The organism is Pseudomonas sp. TH34 (genome assembly GCF_016650865.1).
GTDB classification, from domain to species: domain Bacteria; phylum Pseudomonadota; class Gammaproteobacteria; order Pseudomonadales; family Pseudomonadaceae; genus Aquipseudomonas; species Aquipseudomonas yamanorum.
Map to the genome: position 1 here is coordinate 555,166 of NZ_JAEKFB010000020.1, position 19,986 is coordinate 575,151.

Genomic DNA, 19,986 nt, shown 5'->3' on the forward strand with positions numbered 1-19,986 from the left:
ATGGTTGAAAACCTATCCAAGAGGATTTTGAAAATGGCAGAGATTACTGCAGCGTTGGTTAAAGAACTGCGTGAGCGTACCGGCGAAGGCATGATGGATTGCAAAAAGGCCTTGACCAAGGCCGGCGGCGACATCGAAAAAGCCATTGATGACATGCGTGCTTCGGGCGCCATCAAGGCTGCCAAGAAAGCAGGCAACGTCGCTGCTGAAGGCGCTATCGCAATCAAGGAAGACGGCAAATCCGCCGTTATCCTGGAAGTTAACTCGCAGACCGACTTCCTGGCCCTGCAAGACGACTTCAAAAACTTTGTCGCTGCCAGCGTTGAAAAAGCGTTCGCTGACAAACTGACCGACGCCGCTCCGCTGATCGAAGCTCAAGAAGCTGATCGTCTGGTTCTGGTGGGTAAAGTAGGCGAGAACGTTAACATTCGTCGTCTGACCCGCGTTGAAGGTGATGTTGTGGGTGCTTACCTGCACGGCAACAAGATCGGTGTTGTGGTTGCCCTGAAAGGCGGCAACGTTGAACTGGCCAAAGACATCGCTATGCACGTAGCGGCCAGCAACCCTGAATTCCTGCTGCCATCGGAAGTTTCTGCTGAAGCCATCGAACGCGAGAAAGCCGTGTTCCTGCAGCTGAACGAAGAAAAAATCAAAGGCAAGCCTGAAAACATCGTTGAAAACATGGTTAAAGGCCGTATCAGCAAGTTCCTGGCTGAGGCTTCCCTGGTTGAGCAGGCGTTCGTCAAGAACCCTGAAATCAAGGTTGGCGAACTGGCCAAGAAAGCTGGTGCTGAAATCGTTTCCTTCACCTACTACAAAGTAGGCGACGGCATCGAGAAGCCGGTCGACAACTTCGCTGAAGAAGTTGCTGCCCAGCTGGCTGCCACCAAGAAGTAAGACGGTTTTTAACTGTCGCCCAAAAGAGGCTGCCCGCTTACGCGCGCAGCCTCTTTTCAAATGGGGTGATCAATTTTATTGGTTTCCCTTTGGAACTGGCTTACAAAGCCGTGTTCCGATGGCGCTGTGACAGCGTCAAGCTAGAGTGAACGCAGGCCGTAAACGGCTTGCCAAGAATTTTCAAAAAATACGCCGCAGGAGAGATTCGCAATGGCTCAGCAGGGCAGTGGTCATCAGGCTCGCTATAAACGCATTCTACTCAAGCTTAGCGGCGAGGCCCTGATGGGCTCGGAAGAGTTTGGGATCGATCCCAAGGTACTCGATCGCATGGCGCTGGAAGTCGGCCAGTTGGTCGGTATCGGTGTTCAGGTCGGTCTGGTGATCGGCGGCGGCAACCTGTTCCGCGGTGCGGCGCTGAGCGCTGCCGGCATGGATCGGGTGACAGGCGACCACATGGGCATGCTGGCCACTGTGATGAACGCCCTGGCGATGCGTGACGCCCTCGAGCGCGCCAATATCACCGCTATCGTGATGTCGGCTATTTCCATGGTTGGCGTAACGGATCACTATGATCGTCGCAAAGCCATGCGCCACCTGGATGCCAAGGAAGTAGTGATTTTTGCTGCCGGTACCGGCAACCCGTTCTTTACCACCGATTCGGCAGCCTGCCTGCGTGGTATCGAGATCAACGCGGACGTGGTGCTCAAGGCCACCAAGGTTGACGGTGTTTACACTGCAGACCCATTCAAAGACCCGCATGCCGAGAAGTTCGATCATCTGACTTATGATGAAGTGCTGGATCGCAAGCTGGGTGTGATGGACCTGACGGCTATTTGCTTGTGCCGCGACCACAAGATGCCGCTGCGCGTATTTAACATGAACAAGCCCGGCGCCCTGCTGAACATCGTACATGGCGGCGCGGAAGGGACTCTGATCGAGGAAATCGAACAATGATCAACGAAATCAAGAAAGACGCTCAAGAGCGCATGCAGAAATCCCTGGAGTCTCTGAACCATGCATTTGGTCAGATTCGTACCGGCAAGGCCCACCCAAGCATTCTGGGCAGCGTGATGGTGCCGTACTACGGCGCTGATACCTCCATCACTCAAGTGGCCAACATCACTGTAAAAGATTCGCGCACCCTGCAAGTCGTGGCCTTTGAGCGCAACATGCTTGGCGCCGTCGACAAGGCTATCCAGAGCGCCGGCCTGAACCTCAATCCGACCAACCTGGGCGAATTGCTGCTGATCTCCATGCCTGCCCTGACCGAAGAAACCCGCAAGGGCTTCACCAAGCAGGCGCGCAGTGCAGCGGAAGACGCACGTGTTGCCGTGCGCAACATTCGTCGTGATGCCTTGGGTGACCTGAAGAAGCTGGTCAAGGACAAGGAAATCAGCGAAGACGAAGAGCGTCGTGCCGTCGCCGATATCGATAAGCTGACTAAAGATGCCGAGGCCCAGATCACCAAGGCCACGGAAGATAAAGAAAAGGACCTGATGGCCGTATAAGGGGTCAGGACGCCTTCATGGAAAAGACCAAGCAGACTGTGCCCTCCGTGGTGCCGCGCCATGTCGCGATCATCATGGACGGGAATAATCGCTGGGCGAAGAAGCGCTTTATGCCAGGCGTTGCCGGGCATAAAGCGGGTGTCGATGCTGTGCGTGCCGTGATCGAGGTGTGTGCCGAGGCCAAGGTCGAGGTGTTGACCCTGTTCGCGTTCTCCAGTGAAAACTGGCAGCGCCCGGCCGAGGAAGTCAGTGCCTTGATGGACCTGTTCTTCAAGGCATTGCGTCGTGAGGCCAAGCGCCTGAACGAGAACAACATCAGCCTGCGCATCATCGGCGACCGTTCGCGGTTCCATCCGGAGCTGCAAGCGGCCATGCGCGAAGCTGAGGCGATCACTGCCGGCAGCAACCGTTTTGTGCTGCAGATCGCAGCCAACTACGGCGGCCAGTGGGATATTGCCCAGGCAGCGCAGCGCCTGGCGCGGGAAGTGCAGGCCGGCCATCTGCGCCCGGAAGACATCACGCCCGAGCTGTTACAAACCTGTCTGGTGACCGGCGACCTGCCATTACCCGACCTGTGTATTCGTACCGGGGGCGACCATCGCATCAGCAACTTCCTGTTGTGGCAGTTGGCCTATACCGAACTGTACTTCTCCGACCTGTTCTGGCCGGACTTCAAACACGATGCCATGCGCAATGCGCTGGCCGATTTCGCTTCCCGTCAGCGTCGCTTCGGTAAAACGAGCGAGCAGATCGAAGCTGGAGCCCGGGTTTAATGCTTAAACAACGAATCATCACGGCGCTGATCCTGCTGCCTATTGCCCTGTGCGGGTTTTTCCTGCTTGAAGGTGCAAACTTCGCACTGTTCATTGGCCTGGTGGTGGCACTCGGTGCCTGGGAATGGGCGCGCCTCGCTGGTTTCGCCGCGCAGTTGCCGCGTGTGGTGTACGCCGCTGTCGTGGTGGTGTTGATGTTCCTGATGTACATCCTGCCGGACTTGGCACCCTGGGTACTGGGTGCGGCGGTGTTGTGGTGGGCGTTGGCGACCTATCTGGTGCTGACGTATCCGGGCACCAGCGGCCACTGGTCCAGTGTCGCCTGCAAACTGGTGATCGGTCTTTTGATTTTGCTGCCTGCCTGGCAGGGGCTGGTCTACATCAAGCAGATGCAGTTGGGTAACTGGCTGATCATGGCGGTGATGGTATTGGTGTGGGGGGCTGATATCGGCGCCTACTTCTCTGGTCGTGCCTTCGGCAAGCGCAAGCTGGCGCCGGCTGTCAGCCCGGGTAAAAGCTGGGAGGGCGTGTATGGCGGCCTGGCGCTGACCCTGGTGATTACCCTGGTGGTCGGTGTGGTGCGTGGCTGGACCGTCAAGGAAATGCTCCTGTCCCTGGTGGGTGCGGCCGTGGTCGTGTTCATCTCGGTGGTCGGTGATCTGACTGAAAGCATGTTCAAGCGCCAGGCCGGGATCAAGGACAGCAGTAACCTGCTGCCGGGTCACGGTGGTGTTCTGGACCGTATCGACAGCCTGACCGCCGCGATCCCGATCTTTGCCGTACTGCTGTGGATGGCTGCCTCGTGAGCCGCCTGCAACAGGTGACCGTGCTGGGCGCCACCGGCTCGGTGGGGCTAAGCACCCTGGATGTGATTGCCCGTCATCCCGAGCGTTATCAAGTATTCGCATTGACCGGCTTCAGTCGCCTGAGCGAACTGCTGGCACTGTGTATACGGCACGCACCGCAATACGCAGTGGTGCCCGAAGCGGCAGTTGCACGTGGTTTGCAGGATGATCTGCGCGCTGCGGGCCTGGCGACTCAGGTGTTGGTGGGGGAGGAGGGGTTGTGCCAGGTTTCGGCTGACCCTGATGTCGACACCGTCGTCGCGGCGATTGTCGGCGCTGCCGGGTTGCGTCCGACCCTGGCCGCCGTTGATGCAGGCAAGAAGATTCTGCTGGCCAATAAAGAAGCGCTGGTGATGTCCGGTGCGCTCTTTATGCAGGCGGTGCGCAAGAGCGGCGCCGTGCTGCTGCCGCTGGACAGCGAACACAACGCGATTTTCCAATGCATGCCCGGTGATTTTGCCCGTGGGCTGAGCCAGGTCGGTGTACGCCGGATTCTGCTGACAGCTTCTGGCGGTCCTTTCCGGCAGACACCGTTGGCCGATCTGGAGCATGTTTCTCCCGACCAGGCATGCGCTCATCCGAACTGGTCCATGGGGCGCAAGATCTCGGTGGACTCGGCGAGCATGATGAACAAGGGCCTGGAGCTGATCGAGGCCTGCTGGCTGTTCGATGCCCGGCCGGATCAGGTCGAGGTGGTGATCCATCCGCAAAGTGTGATTCATTCCCTGGTGGATTACGTGGATGGCTCGGTATTGGCCCAGTTGGGCAATCCGGACATGCGCACGCCGATCGCCAATGCCCTGGCGTGGCCGGAGCGGATTGATTCGGGTGTTGCGCCGTTGGATCTGTTTGCCATCGCCCGTCTGGACTTCGAAGCGCCCGACGAGCAACGCTTCCCTTGCCTGCGTCTTGCGCGGCAAGCTGCCGAGGCAGGTAACAGCGCCCCGGCGATGCTGAATGCGGCCAATGAAGTGGCTGTGGCGGCGTTTCTGGACCGGCGCATCCGCTTTCCGCAGATCGCGAGTATGATCGAGGACGTTTTAAACCTTGAGCCCGTCGTCGCCGTGAATGATCTGGGTGCGGTGTTCGAAGCGGATGCAAAGGCCCGGGCCTTGGCTGAGCAGTGGTTGAACCGCAATGCGCGTTAGTCTTTAGGCGTGTTTGAGCCTTCAGGCACTGGATTGAAAGGCGGAGAAATTAGATGAGTGCGCTCTACATGATTGTCGGCACCCTGGTTGCTCTGGGTGTGCTGGTCACCTTCCACGAGTTCGGCCATTTCTGGGTCGCGCGTCGTTGCGGCGTCAAGGTGCTGCGCTTCTCCGTAGGCTTCGGCATGCCGTTGCTGCGCTGGCACGACCGTCGTGGCACCGAGTTTGTGATTGCGGCCATCCCGTTGGGCGGCTACGTCAAAATGCTCGATGAGCGCGAAGGTGAAGTGCCGGCTGATCAGTTGGACCAATCCTTTAATCGCAAGACCGTTCGTCAGCGCATTGCCATCGTTGCGGCAGGCCCTATCGCCAACTTCCTGTTGGCGATGGTGTTTTTCTGGGTCCTGGCCATGCTGGGGAGCCAGCAAGTGCGTCCGGTTATTGGTGCGGTCGAGGCGGACAGCATGGCGGCCAAGGCGGGCCTGATCGCCGGGCAGGAAATTGTTTCAGTTGATGGCGAGCCAACCACCGGTTGGGGGGCGGTCAATCTGCAGTTGGTGCGTCGCTTGGGTGAAAGCGGCATCGTGAAGCTGGTGGTGCGCGATCAGGACTCCACCGCCGAAACCCCGCGCGAGCTGGCCCTGGACCACTGGCTGAAGGGCTCCGATGAGCCTGATCCGATCAAGTCCCTGGGCATCCGTCCGTGGCGTCCGGCCTTGCCGCCGGTGCTGGCAGAGCTGGATCCGAAAGGGCCGGCCCAGGCCGCAGGTCTGAAAACCGGCGATCGCCTGTTGGCCCTCGATGGCCAGGCACTGAATGACTGGCAGCAGGTGGTCGACCTGGTACGTGTGCGTCCAGATACCAAAATTGTGCTGAAAGTTGAGCGCGATGGTGCTCAAATCGACGTCCCTGTGACCCTGGCGGTTCGCGGGGAGGCCAAGGCAGCCGGGGGTTACCTGGGTGCCGGTGTGAAAGGTGTCGAGTGGCCACCTTCGATGGTGCGAGAGGTCAGTTTCGGGCCGTTGGCGGCAATTGGCGAGGGTGCGAGACGCACCTGGACCATGAGTGTGCTGACCCTCGATTCCCTCAAGAAAATGTTGTTCGGCGAGCTCTCGGTAAAAAACTTGAGTGGACCGATAACCATTGCTAAAGTGGCGGGCGCTTCTGCCCAGTCGGGCGTTGTAGATTTCCTGAATTTCCTGGCTTATCTGAGTATTAGCCTTGGGGTTCTGAATTTGTTGCCCATTCCAGTATTGGATGGGGGGCATCTGTTGTTTTATCTGGTCGAGTGGGCGCGTGGTCGCCCCTTGTCGGATCGGGTGCAGGGTTGGGGGATACAGATCGGTATCAGTTTGGTGGTCGGGGTGATGTTGTTAGCTCTGGTCAACGATCTGGGACGACTGTAACGCTTCGCTGAATTGCGAATCTGCCGCATTTTGCGGCAGTTTGTTTATTGCCAGTTGGAATAAGAAAGGACTTCATGAAACGTCTGCTGCTAACTGCGGTTCTCACCGTATTGATGATCGCCGAAGTTCACGCCGAGTCCTTCACCATCTCCGATATTCGCGTCAACGGCCTCCAGCGGGTTTCCGCGGGTAGCGTCTTTGGTGCCTTGCCGTTGAACGTCGGGGAACAGGCTGATGACCGTCGCCTGGTGGAATCCACTCGTGCGCTGTTCAAAACCGGGTTCTTTCAAGATATCCAACTGGGTCGCGAAGGTAACGTCCTCGTCATCACCGTCGTCGAGCGGCCTTCTGTCGCCAGTATCGAGATCGAAGGCAACAAGGCGATCTCCACTGAAGACTTGATGAAAGGCCTCAAGCAATCGGGCCTTGCCGAAGGCGAGATCTTCCAGCGTGCCACCCTCGAAGGCGTGCGTAACGAGCTGCAACGCCAGTACGTTGCCCAGGGCCGTTACTCGGCAACCGTCGAGACCGAAGTGGTGCCGCAGCCGCGTAACCGCGTCGGCCTGAAGGTCAACATCAACGAAGGCACCGTGGCGGCGATCCAGCACATCAACGTGGTGGGTAACACCAAGTTCTCCGATGACGACCTGATCGACCTGTTCGAGCTCAAGACCACCAACTGGCTCTCGTTCTTCAAGAACGATGACAAGTACGCCCGCGAAAAACTGTCCGGTGACCTGGAGCGCCTGCGTTCCTACTACCTGGACCGTGGCTATATCAACATGGATATCGCTTCGACCCAGGTGTCCATCACCCCGGACAAGAAGCACGTCTATATCACTGTCAACGTCAACGAAGGTGAGAAGTACAAGGTTCGTGACGTCAAGCTCAGCGGTGACTTGAAAGTGCCTGAAGATCAGGTCAAGTCGCTGTTGCTGGTGCAGAAAGACCAGGTGTTCTCGCGCAAGCTGATGACCACCACGTCCGAACTGATCACCCGTCGCCTGGGTAACGAAGGCTATACCTTCGCCAACGTCAACGGCGTACCGACCCCGCACGACGAAGACCATACCGTAGACATCACCTTCGTCGTAGACCCGGGCAAGCGTGCCTACGTGAACCGCATCAACTTCCGTGGCAACACCAAGTCTGCTGACGAAGTCCTGCGTCGCGAAATGCGTCAGATGGAAGGTGGCTGGGCATCGACTTACCTGATCGACCAGTCCAAGGTTCGCCTTGAGCGCCTGGGCTTCTTTAAGGAAGTCAACGTTGAAACCCCGGCTGTACCGGGCGTGGATGACCAGGTTGACGTGAACTACGCCGTAGAAGAGCAAGCCTCCGGTTCGATTACCGCCAGCGTCGGTTTCGCCCAGAGTGCCGGTCTGATCCTCGGTGGTTCGATCACCCAGAACAACTTCCTCGGTACCGGTAACAAGGTTTCCATCGGCCTGACCCGAAGCGAATACCAGAGCCGCTATAACTTCGGTTATGTCGACCCCTACTGGACAGCTGACGGTGTGAGCCTGGGCTACAACGCCTTCTACCGCACAACCGACTACAAAGACCTCGACGTTGACGTTGCAAGCTATGCCATCGACAGCCTGGGTGTTGGCGCCAACATTGGTTACCCGATCAGTGAGACCTCGCGTCTGACCTTCGGCCTGACCGCGCAACAGGACAAGATCAAGACAGGTGTGTACACCGTGGATGAGATCTTCAACTTCGTGCGTAAAGAAGGCGACCAGTTCCTGAACTTCAAGGCTTCGGCCGGCTGGTCGGAATCGACTCTGAACAAAGGTGTGTTGGCAACCCGTGGCCATTCCCAGAGCTTGACTCTGGAAGCAACCACGCCGGGCAGCGACCTGTCGTTCTTCAAGCTTGATTACCGTGGCCAGTTGTTCCAGCCATTGAGCGAAAACTACACCATGCGCCTGCACACCGAACTGGGTTATGGCGACGGTTACGGTTCGACCAGCGGCTTGCCGTTCTATGAGAACTACTATGCGGGTGGTTTCAACTCGGTACGTGGCTTCAAGGACAGCACCCTGGGGCCTCGTGGTACACCGAGCCGTGGTGTGGGTGTAACGGGTAACCAAGGTACAGTGGCTGACTCGGACAACGACCCGCTGCCATTCGGTGGTAACGTATTGATCCAGGGTGGTGCGGAAATCCTGTTCCCGCTGCCATTCGTGAAAGATCAACGTTCCCTGCGTACTTCGGTCTTCTGGGATGTGGGTAACGTGTTCGACTCCAAGTGCGAACAGGTCACCAACCCGAATGGCTCGAAGTCCAACACCCAGTGTAACGATGTGAGCTTCAGCAACCTGGCAAGCTCTGTCGGTGTCGGTGTGACTTGGGTTACTGCTCTTGGCCCGTTGAGCTTTGCTCTGGCCATGCCGGTCAAGAAACCGGATAACGCTGAAACCCAGATTTTCCAATTCTCCCTCGGCCAGACGTTCTAAGCGTCTGACCCAAGATAATGACAACGGATTCTGTAGGAGTGCATCGTGCGTAAGTTGACTCAATTGGTTCTCCTGGCGACTGTCCTGGTAGCGACCCCGGCCTTTGCCGAAATGAAAATTGCCGTTCTGAACTATCAGATGGCCCTGCTGGAATCCGATGCGGCCAAGAAATATGCCGTAGATGCCGAGAAGAAATTCGGTCCTCAGCTGACCAAGCTGAAGACGCTGGAAAGCAGCGCCAAGGGCATCCAGGATCGTCTGGTAGCCGGTGGCGACAAGATGCAGCAAGGCGAGCGCGAGCGTCTGGAGCTTGAATTCAAGCAAAAGGCCCGTGACTACCAGTTCCAGTCCAAGGAACTGAACGAAGCCAAGGCTGTTGCTGACCGCGAAATGCTCAAGCAGCTCAAGCCGAAACTCGACAGCGCTGTGGAAGAAGTCATCAAGAAAGGTGCCTTTGACCTGGTATTCGAACGCGGTGCAGTCATCGACGTTAAACCTCAGTACGACATCACCCGTCAGGTGATCGAGCGCATGAATCAGCTGAAGTAAGCCATGACTGCGACTATCAAGCTCGGCCAATTGGCCGAGTTCCTGGGTGCCACCTTGAGTGGCTCTCCGGAGAAGGAAATCACTGGGCTAGCCACCTTGCAGGAGGCTGGCCCAGCTCAGTTGAGCTTCCTGGCAAATCCTCAATACCGTAAATACCTGGGCGACAGCCGCGCCGCGGCCGTGTTGCTGAAGGCTGCTGATGCCGAAGGGTTTGCCGGGGATGCGCTGGTTGTTGCCGACCCGTACCTGGCGTATGCCCGGGCATCGCACCTGTTCGATCCAAAACCCAAGGCAGCCGCCGGTATCCATCCTTCGGCGGTGATCGCGGATGACGCGCAGGTTGACCCTGCCGCGAGCATCGGTGCTTTTGTGGTGATCGAAAGCGGCGCCCGTATCGGACCGGGCGTAACGGTGGGTGCTCAGTGCTTTATCGGCGCCCGCAGCGAGATTGGTGCCGGTGGCTGGCTGGCCCCGCGTGTGACCCTGTACCACGACGTGCGTATTGGTGAGCGTGTGGTGATTCAGTCAGGTGCCGTGATCGGCGGCGAGGGGTTCGGCTTCGCTAACTCGAAGGGTGTCTGGCACAAGATTGCCCAAGTGGGCGGTGTGTTGATCGGCGATGACGTTGAAATTGGCGTCAACACCGCTGTTGACCGCGGGGCATTGGCCGATACCGTCATTGGTAACGGCGTGAAACTGGATAACCAGATTCAGATCGCCCACAACGTGCAGATTGGCGATCACACCGCCATGGCCGCCTGCGTGGGGATCTCCGGCAGCACCAAGATCGGCAAGCATTGCATGCTCGCCGGCGGTGTTGGCCTGGTGGGCCATATCGAAGTGTGCGACAACGTATTCATCACCGGCATGACCATGGTGACCCATTCGATTACCGAACCTGGGTCCTATTCATCCGGTACGGCCATGCAGCCTGCGGCCGAATGGCGCAAGAGCGCGGCGCGTCTGAGGCAACTCGACGATATCGCTCGACGCCTGAAACATCTGGAAAAGCGTGTTGGGGACGTGACCCCTGGCGGTAATGCTTCATCAGATGGCTGATACCATTTCCATATCAAGTGTGCACAGCCGCTAGACTGCCTCCTTGATTTGCTAGAGGGGCGTGCCTTAGTCCGCACGCTCCCAATCTTTATTACAGGCTTCCCCCGAAATGATGGACATCAACGAGATTCGCGAATACCTGCCTCACCGTTACCCGTTCCTGCTGGTGGACCGTGTGACGGACCTCAATGTTGAGGAAAAGCGCATTCGTGCCTACAAGAATGTCAGCATCAACGAACCGTTCTTCAACGGTCACTTCCCTGCGCATCCCATCATGCCAGGCGTATTGATCATCGAAGCGATGGCCCAGGCTGCCGGTATCCTTGGTTTCAAAATGCTCGACCTGAAGCCTGCCGATGGCACGCTCTACTATTTCGTGGGCTCCGACAAACTGCGCTTCCGCAACCCGGTTACCCCGGGTGACCAGTTGATCCTGGAAGCCAAGTTCATCAGCTGCAAGCGCCAGATCTGGAAGTTTGAATGCCAGGCTTCGGTCGACGGCAAGCCGGTGTGCTCGGCTGAAATCATCTGTGCGGAACGCAAACTATGAGTTTGATTGACCCTCGCGCAATCATCGATCCGACGGCCGTACTGGCCGCCGACGTTGAGGTCGGCCCTTGGTCGATCGTCGGCGCAGGTGTGGAAATCGGCGAGGGAACAGTCATCGGGCCGCATGTGATCCTCAAAGGCCCGACGCGCATTGGCAAACACAACCGCATCTATCAGTTCTCATCGATAGGCGAAGACACCCCGGACATGAAGTACAAGGGTGAAGAAACGCGTCTGGTAATCGGTGATCACAATATCATCCGTGAAGGCGTGACCATTCACCGCGGTACCGTTCAGGACCGCGCCGAGACCACCCTGGGTGATCACAACCTGGTGATGGCCTACGCGCACATCGGCCATGACAGCGTCATCGGCAACCACTGCATCCTGGTCAACAACACCGCGTTGGCTGGCCACGTGCATGTTGATGATTGGGCGATCCTGTCCGGCTTCACCCTGGTGCATCAGTACTGCCATATCGGCGCCCACAGCTTTTCCGGCATGGGCACCGCCATTGGCAAGGATGTTCCGGCATTCGTCACGGTATTCGGCAACCCGGCCGAAGCCCGCAGCATGAACTTCGAAGGCATGCGCCGTCGGGGCTTCAGCGAAGACGCCATTCACGCCCTGCGCCGCGCCTACAAGGTGGTTTACCGCCAGGGGTTGACGGTCGATCAGGCGTTGATCGAACTGACGGAACCCGCAACATTGTTTCCGGAAGTCGCGATATTCCGTGACTCGATCCAGTCGTCGACTCGCGGCATCACCCGCTGATCATGGCCAAGCTGCGTATAGCGTTGGTGGCCGGAGAAGCTTCCGGCGATATTCTCGGTGCAGGCCTGATGCGGGCTCTCAAGCTCCAGCATCCGGCGGTTGAATTCATCGGTGTCGGCGGTCCGCTGATGCAGGCTGAAGGCCTCACGTCCTACTTTCCCATGGAGCGCTTGTCGGTCATGGGGCTGGTGGAAGTGCTGGGCCGGTTGCGTGAGCTGCTGGCTCGCCGCAAAAAGCTGATCCAGACCCTGATCGAAGAAAAGCCCGACGTCTTTATCGGAATCGACGCTCCGGACTTCACCCTCAATATCGAACTCAAGTTGCGTCAGGCCGGGATCAAGACCGTGCATTACGTCAGCCCGTCCGTGTGGGCGTGGCGGCAAAAGCGCGTGCTGAAGATTCGCGAAGGCTGCGACCTGATGCTGACCCTGCTGCCGTTCGAGGCCCGGTTCTACGAAGAGAAGGGCGTGCCGGTGCGGTTTGTTGGCCACACCCTGGCCGATACCATCCCGCTCCAGGCGGATCGTGCTGCGGCGCGTGCCGAACTGAGCTTGCCTGACGGGCCGTTGGTCGCCTTGATGCCGGGTAGCCGTGGTGGCGAAGTCGGTCGTCTCGGCGCGCTGTTTTTTGATGCTGCCGAACGTCTGCAAGCGCTGAAGCCGGGCGTGCGCTTCGTATTGCCGTGCGCCAGCCCTCAGCGTCGCGCGCAAATTGAAGAGCTGCTGGTAGGTCGCAACTTGCCGTTGACCCTGCTCGACGGCGGCTCGCACCTGGCCCTGGCGGCGTGCGATGCGGTGCTGATCGCGTCCGGCACTGCGACCCTGGAAGCCTTGCTCTACAAACGGCCGATGGTCGTGGCCTATCGCCTGGCGCCGCTGACCTACTGGATTCTCAAGCGTATGGTCAAAAGCCCCTACATCTCCCTGCCCAATTTGCTGGCCCAGCGTCTGTTGGTGCCCGAGTTGTTGCAGGACGAAGCGACGCCTGAGGCGTTGGCGCAAACCATGCTCCCGCTGATCGACGGCGGCGAAGAACAAACCCGTGGTTTCGACGAAATCCACCGCACCTTGCGCCGTGACGCATCGAACCAGGCGGCGGACGCTGTGCTGACCTTGATCGGCCATAAACAGGAAACCCTATGAAGACGCAAATGGGCCTGGATTTCAGCCTGGTCGCCGATGCCCTTGATCTGGTTGCCGGTGTTGACGAAGTCGGTCGCGGCCCGCTGTGCGGCGCAGTCGTCACCGCCGCAGTGATTCTCGACCCGAACCGCCCGATCCTCGGCCTGAACGATTCGAAGAAACTCACCGAAGCCCGTCGTGAAAAGCTCTACGACGAGATCTGTGAGAAAGCCCTCAGCTGGCACATCGCCCGGGCCGAGGTCGAAGAAATCGACGAACTGAACATCCTGCACGCCACCATGCTGGCCATGCAGCGCGCCATTGAAGGCCTGCACATCACGCCCAAAATGGCGATGATTGACGGCAACCGCTGCCCGAAGCTGACGATGCCCGCAGAAGCGGTGGTCAAGGGCGACAGCAAGGTGCCAGCGATTGCCGCTGCATCAATCCTGGCCAAGGTCAGCCGAGATCGCGAAATGGCAGCTTTTGAATTGATCTACCCGGGCTACGGCATCGGCGGGCACAAAGGTTATCCAACGCCCGTTCATCTGGAAGCTTTGGCGCGGCTGGGCCCGACCCCGATCCACCGCCGCTCGTTCGCCCCGGTTCGCCAGGCTTACGAAGCGCGGGAGAGTCTCAGCGAGGTTTAGTCGCGAGGCTGATGTTTTGCTCAAGGCCCGGTACAATCCGGGCCTTGTTGTCTCCACGTTTTTAGACAGGATCACTATGCCGGCTTCATTCGTTCACCTGCGCCTGCACACTGAATACTCCCTGGTCGACGGCCTGGTACGGATCAAACCCCTGGTCAAAACCCTGGTGGGCATGAACATGCCTGCCGTGGCGGTGACTGACCAGAACAACATGTGCTCCCTGGTCAAGTTCTACAAGGCCGCCATGGGCGCCGGCATCAAGCCGATCTGCGGCGCCGACCTGTGGCTGTCGAACAAAGACCCGGATAACCCATTGAGCCGCATCAGCCTGTTGGCGATGAACGGCGTGGGTTATCGCAACCTCACCGAACTGATTTCCCGTGGCTTCATCGATGGCCAGCGCAACGGCTCGATCATCATCGAGCGGGAATGGGTGGCCGAGGCCAGCGAAGGGCTGATCATGCTCTCGGCGGCCAAAGAGGGTGAGATCGGCATCGCGCTGTTGGGCGGCAATCCCCACGAGGCAGAAGTACTCGCCCGTGAGTGGATGGAGGTGTTCCCCAACCGTTTCTACCTGGAAATCCAGCGCACCAACCGCCCCAACGATGAAGAACAGTTGCACGCCGCCGTGGCCTTGGCTGAAAAGCTTGGTGCGCCGCTGGTGGCGACCAACGATGTGCGCTTTATCAAGAAGGAAGACTTCGAGGCCCACGAAACCCGCGTATGCATTGGCGAAGGCCGGGCGCTGGACGATCCGCGCCGCTCGAAAAACTACAGCGAAGAGCAGTACCTCAAAAGCGCCGATGAAATGGCCGAGCTGTTCAGTGACCTGCCCGAGGCCCTGGAAAACTCCGTCGAAATTGCCAAGCGCTGCAATATTGAAGTGAAGCTGGGCAAGCACTTCCTGCCCAACTTCCCGATCCCCGATGGCATGACCATCGACGAGTATTTCCGCAAGGTGTCCTTCGACGGCCTGGAGGAACGCCTGAGCGTCCTGCTGCCCAAGGACACCACTGAAGATTACGACGCCAAGCGCCAGGTCTACGTCGACCGGCTGAATTTCGAGCTGGATATCATTATCCAGATGGGGTTCCCCGGTTACTTCCTGATCGTAATGGACTTTATCCAGTGGGCCAAAAGCAACGGCGTGCCAGTGGGCCCAGGCCGTGGATCGGGTGCCGGGTCGCTGGTGGCCTATGTGCAGAAGATCACTGACCTCGATCCGCTGGAATATGACCTGCTGTTCGAACGTTTCCTTAACCCGGAACGGGTATCGATGCCCGACTTCGACGTCGACTTCTGCATGGATGGTCGCGACCGGGTTATTGAATACGTGGCCGAGAAATACGGCCGCAACGCCGTAAGCCAGATCATCACCTTCGGTTCCATGGCGGCTAAAGCGGTAATCCGCGACGTGGCCCGGGTGCAGGGCAAGTCCTACGGCCTGGCTGACCGACTGTCGAAGATGATTCCATTCGAAGTCGGCATGACCCTGGAAAAAGCCTACGAGCAGGAAGAAATCCTGCGGGACTTCATCAAGGTCGATGAAGAAGCGGCCGAAATCTGGGACATGGCGCGCAAGCTCGAAGGCGTGGTGCGTAACGTCGGTAAACACGCCGGTGGTGTGGTTATCGCGCCTACCAAGCTGACTGACTTTTCGCCGATCTATTGCGACGAAGAAGGCGACGGCCTGGTAACCCAGTTCGACAAGGATGACGTGGAGGCGGCCGGCCTGGTGAAGTTCGACTTCCTCGGCCTGCGGACCCTGACGATCATCGACTGGGCGCTGAAGACCATCAATCGGGACCGCGCCAAGGTCAACGAGCCACCGCTGGATATCGCGTTTATCCCGCTGGACGACAAACCGACTTACAGCCTGCTGCAAAAGGCTGAAACCACGGCCGTGTTCCAGCTTGAATCCCGCGGCATGAAAGAGCTGATCAAAAAGCTCAAGCCCGACTGCCTGGAAGACTTGATCGCACTGGTGGCCCTGTTCCGTCCGGGCCCGCTGCAATCAGGCATGGTGGATGACTTCATCAACCGTAAGCACGGACGTGCCGAGCTGGCTTACCCGCACTCCGACTACCAGTACGAAGGCCTCAAGCCAGTACTGGCACCGACCTACGGCATCATCCTGTATCAAGAACAGGTGATGCAGATTGCTCAGGTCATGGCCGGCTATACCCTCGGCGGCGCGGATATGCTGCGTCGAGCCATGGGTAAGAAAAAGCCCGAGGAGATGGCCAAGCAGCGCGGTGGCTTCATTGAGGGCTGCGCCACCAACAACATCGACGCCGACCTGGCCGGTAACATCTTCGACCTGGTAGAGAAATTCGCCGGTTACGGCTTCAACAAATCCCACTCCGCCGCCTACGGCCTGGTGTCGTACCAGACGGCCTGGCTGAAGGCTCACTACCCGGCGCCGTTCATGGCCGCGGTACTGTCTGCGGATATGCACAACACCGACAAGGTCGTGACCTTGATCGAAGAAGTGCGGACCATGAAGCTGCGCCTCGACGCGCCGGACGTGAACACCTCCGAGTTCAAGTTCACGGTCAACGACGAAGGCCGCATCATTTATGGTCTCGGCGCGATCAAGGGCGTGGGCGAAGGCCCGGTGGAGGCGATTACCGAAGCGCGCCAGGACGGGCCGTTCAAGGACCTGTTCGACTTCTGCGCCCGGGTCGACCTCAAGCGCATCAACAAACGTACCCTGGATGGCTTGATCCGAAGCGGTGCCCTGGATCGTCTGGGTCCGTACTTCCATGATGAGCCGAAGGCTTACCAGGCCAACATCGACCGCAATCGCGCGGTATTGCTGACCGCCATGGAAGAAGCGATCAAGGCCGCCGAACAGACCGCGCGCACCCACGACAGCGGCCACGCCGACCTGTTTGGCGGGCTGTTCGTCGAAGAAGACGCCGACGTCTACGCCAACCATCGCAAGGCCAAGGACCTGACCCTCAAGGAGCGCCTCAAGGGAGAGAAGGACACCCTGGGCCTGTACCTCACTGGTCACCCGATTGACGAGTACGAAGGTGAAATCCGGCGTTTCGCCCGCCAGCGCATCATCGACCTGAAGCCGGCGCGGGACACCCAGACCGTCGCGGGCATGATCATCGCGCTGCGGGTGATGAAGAATAAAAAGGGCGACAAGATGGGTTTCATTACCCTCGACGACCGCTCGGGCCGCATCGAAGCGTCGCTGTTTGCCGATGCATTCCACTCCGCCCAGTCGCTGTTGCAGACCGACGCGATGGTGGTGGTGGAAGGGGAGGTCAGCAACGACGACTTCTCCGGCGGCCTGCGCCTGCGGATCAAGCGCGTGATGAGCATGGAAGATGCTCGCACCAACCTCGCCGAAAGCCTGCGCTTGAAGGTCAAGACCGATGCGCTCAAAGGCGATCAGCTACGCTGGTTGGGTGACTTGCTTAAACGCCACCGTGGCGCCTGCCCGGTGACCATGGAGTACACCCGCGACGATGCCAAGGCGATGTTGCAGTTTGGTGAGACGTGGCGAATTGATCCCGCTGATGGCTTGATTCAAGCATTGCGTGACCAGTTCGGGCGTGACAACGTCTTCCTCCAATACCGTTGACGGTCAGGCCGTACAAAGAACGCCTGATCTCGACCGAACATTTAATCTCGACCTAACCGCGCCTCTCCCTTAAGGTAGGGCGCGAATAGACAACCGGCTGGCCAGGCACCCCTTGGCCGTCGACCCAAGACGGACGCTTATGAACCCGAATTTTCTTGATTTCGAACAGCCGATCGCTGACCTGCAAGCCAAGATCGAAGAGCTGCGCCTGGTCGGCAATGACAATTCGCTGAATATCGGCGATGAAATCGCTCGCCTGCAAGACAAGAGCAGCACGCTTACCGAAGACATCTTCGGCAAGCTGACCAGCTGGCAGATCGCGCGTCTGGCCCGCCACCCGCGCCGTCCGTACACCCTGGACTACATCGAGCACATCTTCACCGAGTTCGATGAACTGCACGGCGACCGTCACTTCTCCGACGACGCCGCCATTGTGGGCGGTATCGCTCGCCTGGACGACCAGCCAGTGATGGTGATCGGTCACCAGAAAGGCCGTGAAGTGCGTGAGAAAGTCCGTCGCAACTTCGGCATGCCGCGTCCCGAAGGCTACCGCAAGGCTTGCCGCCTGATGGAAATGGCCGAGCGCTTCAAGATGCCGATCCTGACCTTCATCGACACCCCGGGCGCCTACCCGGGTATCGACGCTGAAGAGCGCAACCAAAGCGAAGCGATTGCCTGGAACCTGCGGGTGATGGCTCGCCTGAAGACTCCGATCATCGCTACCGTGATCGGCGAAGGCGGTTCCGGCGGTGCGCTGGCCATTGGCGTCTGCGACCAACTGAACATGCTGCAATATTCGACCTACGCGGTGATCTCGCCGGAAGGTTGCGCCTCGATCCTGTGGAAAACCGCCGAGAAAGCGCCGGATGCCGCTGAAGCCATGGGCATCACCGCAGATCGCCTGAAAGGCCTGGGTATCGTGGACAAAGTGATCGCCGAGCCATTGGGCGGCGCCCACCGTGACCCGGCTGCCGCTGCCGCGACCATTCGTGCTGAACTCAGCTCGCAACTGGCGATGCTCAAGAAGTTCGACAACGAGGCGCTGCTGGCCCGTCGTTACGAGCGACTGATGAGCTACGGTCTCTAAGCCGACGCGTTACCAAATGCGGGAGCGGGCTTGTGTGGGAGCTGGCTTGCCTGCGATAGCATCAACTCGGTGCGCTAGATAAACCGAGTTGGCTGCATCGCGGGCAAGCCCGGCTCCCACATTTGCTTTGTGTATGCTGGGTTATCGCATCCGGATTGATGGCGTACTTTGCTATGAAGCCCACCTTGACCGCCAAACTTCTGCAAATCCTCGCCCCCTGGCGCAGCGCTCCGGCCTGGTATATCGCCTTCTCCGGCGGCCTCGACTCCACCGTCCTGCTGCACCTTCTGGCCACTCTGGCCAAAACCGACACATTCCCGCCACTCAGTGCTATCCATGTCCATCATGGGCTGCAAGCTGCGGCTGACGCGTGGCCGGCGCATTGCCGGGCTGTGTGCGACGCCCTGGGCGTTCCCCTGCAAGTGATCCGCGTGCAGGTGCAACCTGGCGCGAGCCTGGAGCGCGCGGCCCGTGACGCGCGGTATCAGGCGTTTGCCGAGGTCATCGGGGCAGGGGAGTTGCTAATCACGGGCCAGCACCGCGAAGACCAAGCCGAAACCTTGCTGTTTCGCTTGTTGCGTGGGGGCGGCGTGCGTGGGCTGGCGGCGATGCCTGTGCAGCGTCCATTGGCGGGTGGCTACCTGGTGCGGCCCTTGCTGGATGTATCCCGCGCCGATCTGGAAGCCTACGCCCGCGAGCATCAATTGACCTGGATCGAAGACCCGTCCAACGCCGATCCGCGTTTCTCCCGCAATTACCTGCGCCACCATGTTTTCCCGCGCCTGATCGAACGTTGGCCCCAAGCCGTCAGCACCATGGCCCGCAGCGCCGAACATTTGAGCGAAGCCCAGGGCTTGCTCGACGAACTGGCACAAATGGACCTGCTGACCGCCAGCCAGCCCCCGGCGTTTCTCTGGCTTGTATTGCCCTCGCTGACCCTTGAACCACTTGCCGCGCTCTCCGAGGCCCGCCAGCGCAACGCACTCATGCACTGGCTGACACCGCTGACACGCTTGCCCGACAGCGAGCACTGGGCCGGCTGGGCGACCCTGCGCGACGCCAAGGAAGACGCACAGCCGCTGTGGCGTCTGGCCGACGGTCAATTGCACCGTTGCGGTGGGCGTATCTGGTGGTTACCCGCCAGTTGGTCGGATTTTTCCGACGCATCGGTGAGCTGGTCACAGCCGCAAAACCCACTACAGTTACCCGGTAACGGCCAACTTCACTTCAGCGGCAGCGCACCCGAAGGTCCCTTGAGCGTCCGTTATCGTCAAGGCGGCGAAATCATGGAATTGCCAGGCCGGGGCCGGCGTGACCTGAAGCGGTTGCTTAACGAAAGTACCGTCCCAGGCTTCATCCGTGGCAGATTGCCGCTGCTGTATCAGGGCCAACAATTGCTGGCTGTGGCCAACCTGCCGGGGCTTGCGGCAAGTGGCGGTACCGACTGGCAATTACATTGGATGCCACCAACCTGCGATCAAGGTTTGAGCTGATAGAGCCTTTCCGGTAGACTACGCTCCCTTCTTGATACAACTTCTGTGGATTCGCCTGAATCGCAGC

The 19,986-nt window shown here is 59.1% G+C and carries 17 protein-coding genes; all 17 read left to right on the plus strand.

Annotated elements, in window-relative coordinates; all coding sequences use genetic code 11:
* Positions 1-33 precede the first annotated feature (33 nt).
* Positions 34-897, plus strand: coding sequence for a translation elongation factor Ts (gene tsf / locus JFU58_RS15970; RefSeq protein WP_008432237.1), 864 nt, complete (start codon positions 34-36; stop codon positions 895-897).
* 210 nt (positions 898-1,107) lie between these two features.
* Entirely contained in the window at positions 1,108-1,851 is a 744-nt protein-coding gene (gene pyrH, locus JFU58_RS15975; RefSeq protein WP_003219327.1) for a UMP kinase, read from the plus strand.
* A complete protein-coding gene (frr, locus tag JFU58_RS15980) occupies positions 1,848-2,405 on the plus strand; it encodes a ribosome recycling factor (RefSeq protein ID WP_003219325.1) in 558 nt (185 codons plus the stop codon). Before pyrH ends, frr begins: the two co-directional genes overlap by 4 nt.
* 17 nt (positions 2,406-2,422) lie before the next feature.
* Positions 2,423-3,178, plus strand: coding sequence for a polyprenyl diphosphate synthase (gene uppS / locus JFU58_RS15985; RefSeq protein ID WP_003219323.1), 756 nt, complete (start codon positions 2,423-2,425; stop codon positions 3,176-3,178).
* Positions 3,178-3,984, plus strand: coding sequence for a phosphatidate cytidylyltransferase (locus JFU58_RS15990; protein WP_063032908.1), 807 nt, complete (start codon positions 3,178-3,180; stop codon positions 3,982-3,984). Before uppS ends, JFU58_RS15990 begins: the two co-directional genes overlap by 1 nt.
* Positions 3,981-5,171, plus strand: coding sequence for a 1-deoxy-D-xylulose-5-phosphate reductoisomerase (gene ispC / locus JFU58_RS15995; RefSeq protein ID WP_017479412.1), 1,191 nt, complete (start codon positions 3,981-3,983; stop codon positions 5,169-5,171). The genes JFU58_RS15990 and ispC overlap by 4 nt, the downstream gene beginning before the upstream one ends.
* Before the next feature lie 53 nt (positions 5,172-5,224).
* Positions 5,225-6,577 carry a sigma E protease regulator RseP gene (gene rseP / locus JFU58_RS16000; RefSeq protein ID WP_063032906.1) on the plus strand — a complete coding sequence of 451 codons (1,353 nt, stop codon included), beginning with the start codon at positions 5,225-5,227 and terminating at the stop codon, positions 6,575-6,577.
* Between the two features lie 74 nt (positions 6,578-6,651).
* Positions 6,652-9,039, plus strand: a complete 2,388-nt coding sequence (bamA, locus tag JFU58_RS16005) for an outer membrane protein assembly factor BamA (RefSeq protein ID WP_063032904.1) — start codon at positions 6,652-6,654, stop codon at positions 9,037-9,039.
* Positions 9,040-9,084: 45 nt separating this feature from the next.
* Entirely contained in the window at positions 9,085-9,588 is a 504-nt protein-coding gene (locus JFU58_RS16010) for an OmpH family outer membrane protein (protein ID WP_003219314.1), read from the plus strand.
* A 3-nt stretch (positions 9,589-9,591) separates the two neighbouring features.
* On the plus strand, positions 9,592-10,647 hold the full coding sequence (lpxD, locus tag JFU58_RS16015) for a UDP-3-O-(3-hydroxymyristoyl)glucosamine N-acyltransferase (RefSeq protein ID WP_063032902.1): 1,056 nt from the start codon (positions 9,592-9,594) through the stop codon (positions 10,645-10,647).
* Positions 10,648-10,756: 109 nt separating this feature from the next.
* Positions 10,757-11,197: a 3-hydroxyacyl-ACP dehydratase FabZ gene (fabZ, locus tag JFU58_RS16020; protein ID WP_003219309.1), complete on the plus strand. Its 441-nt coding sequence runs from the start codon at positions 10,757-10,759 to the stop codon at positions 11,195-11,197.
* Complete coding sequence (gene lpxA, locus JFU58_RS16025; RefSeq protein ID WP_063032900.1) at positions 11,194-11,970, plus strand: acyl-ACP--UDP-N-acetylglucosamine O-acyltransferase; 777 nt, start codon at positions 11,194-11,196, stop codon at positions 11,968-11,970. The genes fabZ and lpxA overlap by 4 nt, the downstream gene beginning before the upstream one ends.
* A gap of 2 nt (positions 11,971-11,972) precedes the next feature.
* Positions 11,973-13,112, plus strand: a complete 1,140-nt coding sequence (gene lpxB / locus JFU58_RS16030; RefSeq protein WP_177026222.1) for a lipid-A-disaccharide synthase — start codon at positions 11,973-11,975, stop codon at positions 13,110-13,112.
* Positions 13,109-13,741, plus strand: a complete 633-nt coding sequence (rnhB, locus tag JFU58_RS16035) for a ribonuclease HII (protein WP_088423009.1) — start codon at positions 13,109-13,111, stop codon at positions 13,739-13,741. The genes lpxB and rnhB overlap by 4 nt, the downstream gene beginning before the upstream one ends.
* A gap of 76 nt (positions 13,742-13,817) precedes the next feature.
* The gene (gene dnaE, locus JFU58_RS16040; protein ID WP_201141121.1) at positions 13,818-17,339 is read left to right on the plus strand and encodes a DNA polymerase III subunit alpha; all 3,522 of its coding nucleotides are present in this window, start codon (positions 13,818-13,820) and stop codon (positions 17,337-17,339) included.
* A gap of 139 nt (positions 17,340-17,478) precedes the next feature.
* Complete coding sequence (locus JFU58_RS16045; RefSeq protein ID WP_010176746.1) at positions 17,479-18,426, plus strand: acetyl-CoA carboxylase carboxyltransferase subunit alpha; 948 nt, start codon at positions 17,479-17,481, stop codon at positions 18,424-18,426.
* A gap of 173 nt (positions 18,427-18,599) precedes the next feature.
* Complete coding sequence (tilS, locus tag JFU58_RS16050; RefSeq protein WP_201141123.1) at positions 18,600-19,919, plus strand: tRNA lysidine(34) synthetase TilS; 1,320 nt, start codon at positions 18,600-18,602, stop codon at positions 19,917-19,919.
* The last annotated feature ends 67 nt before the right edge of the window (positions 19,920-19,986 follow it).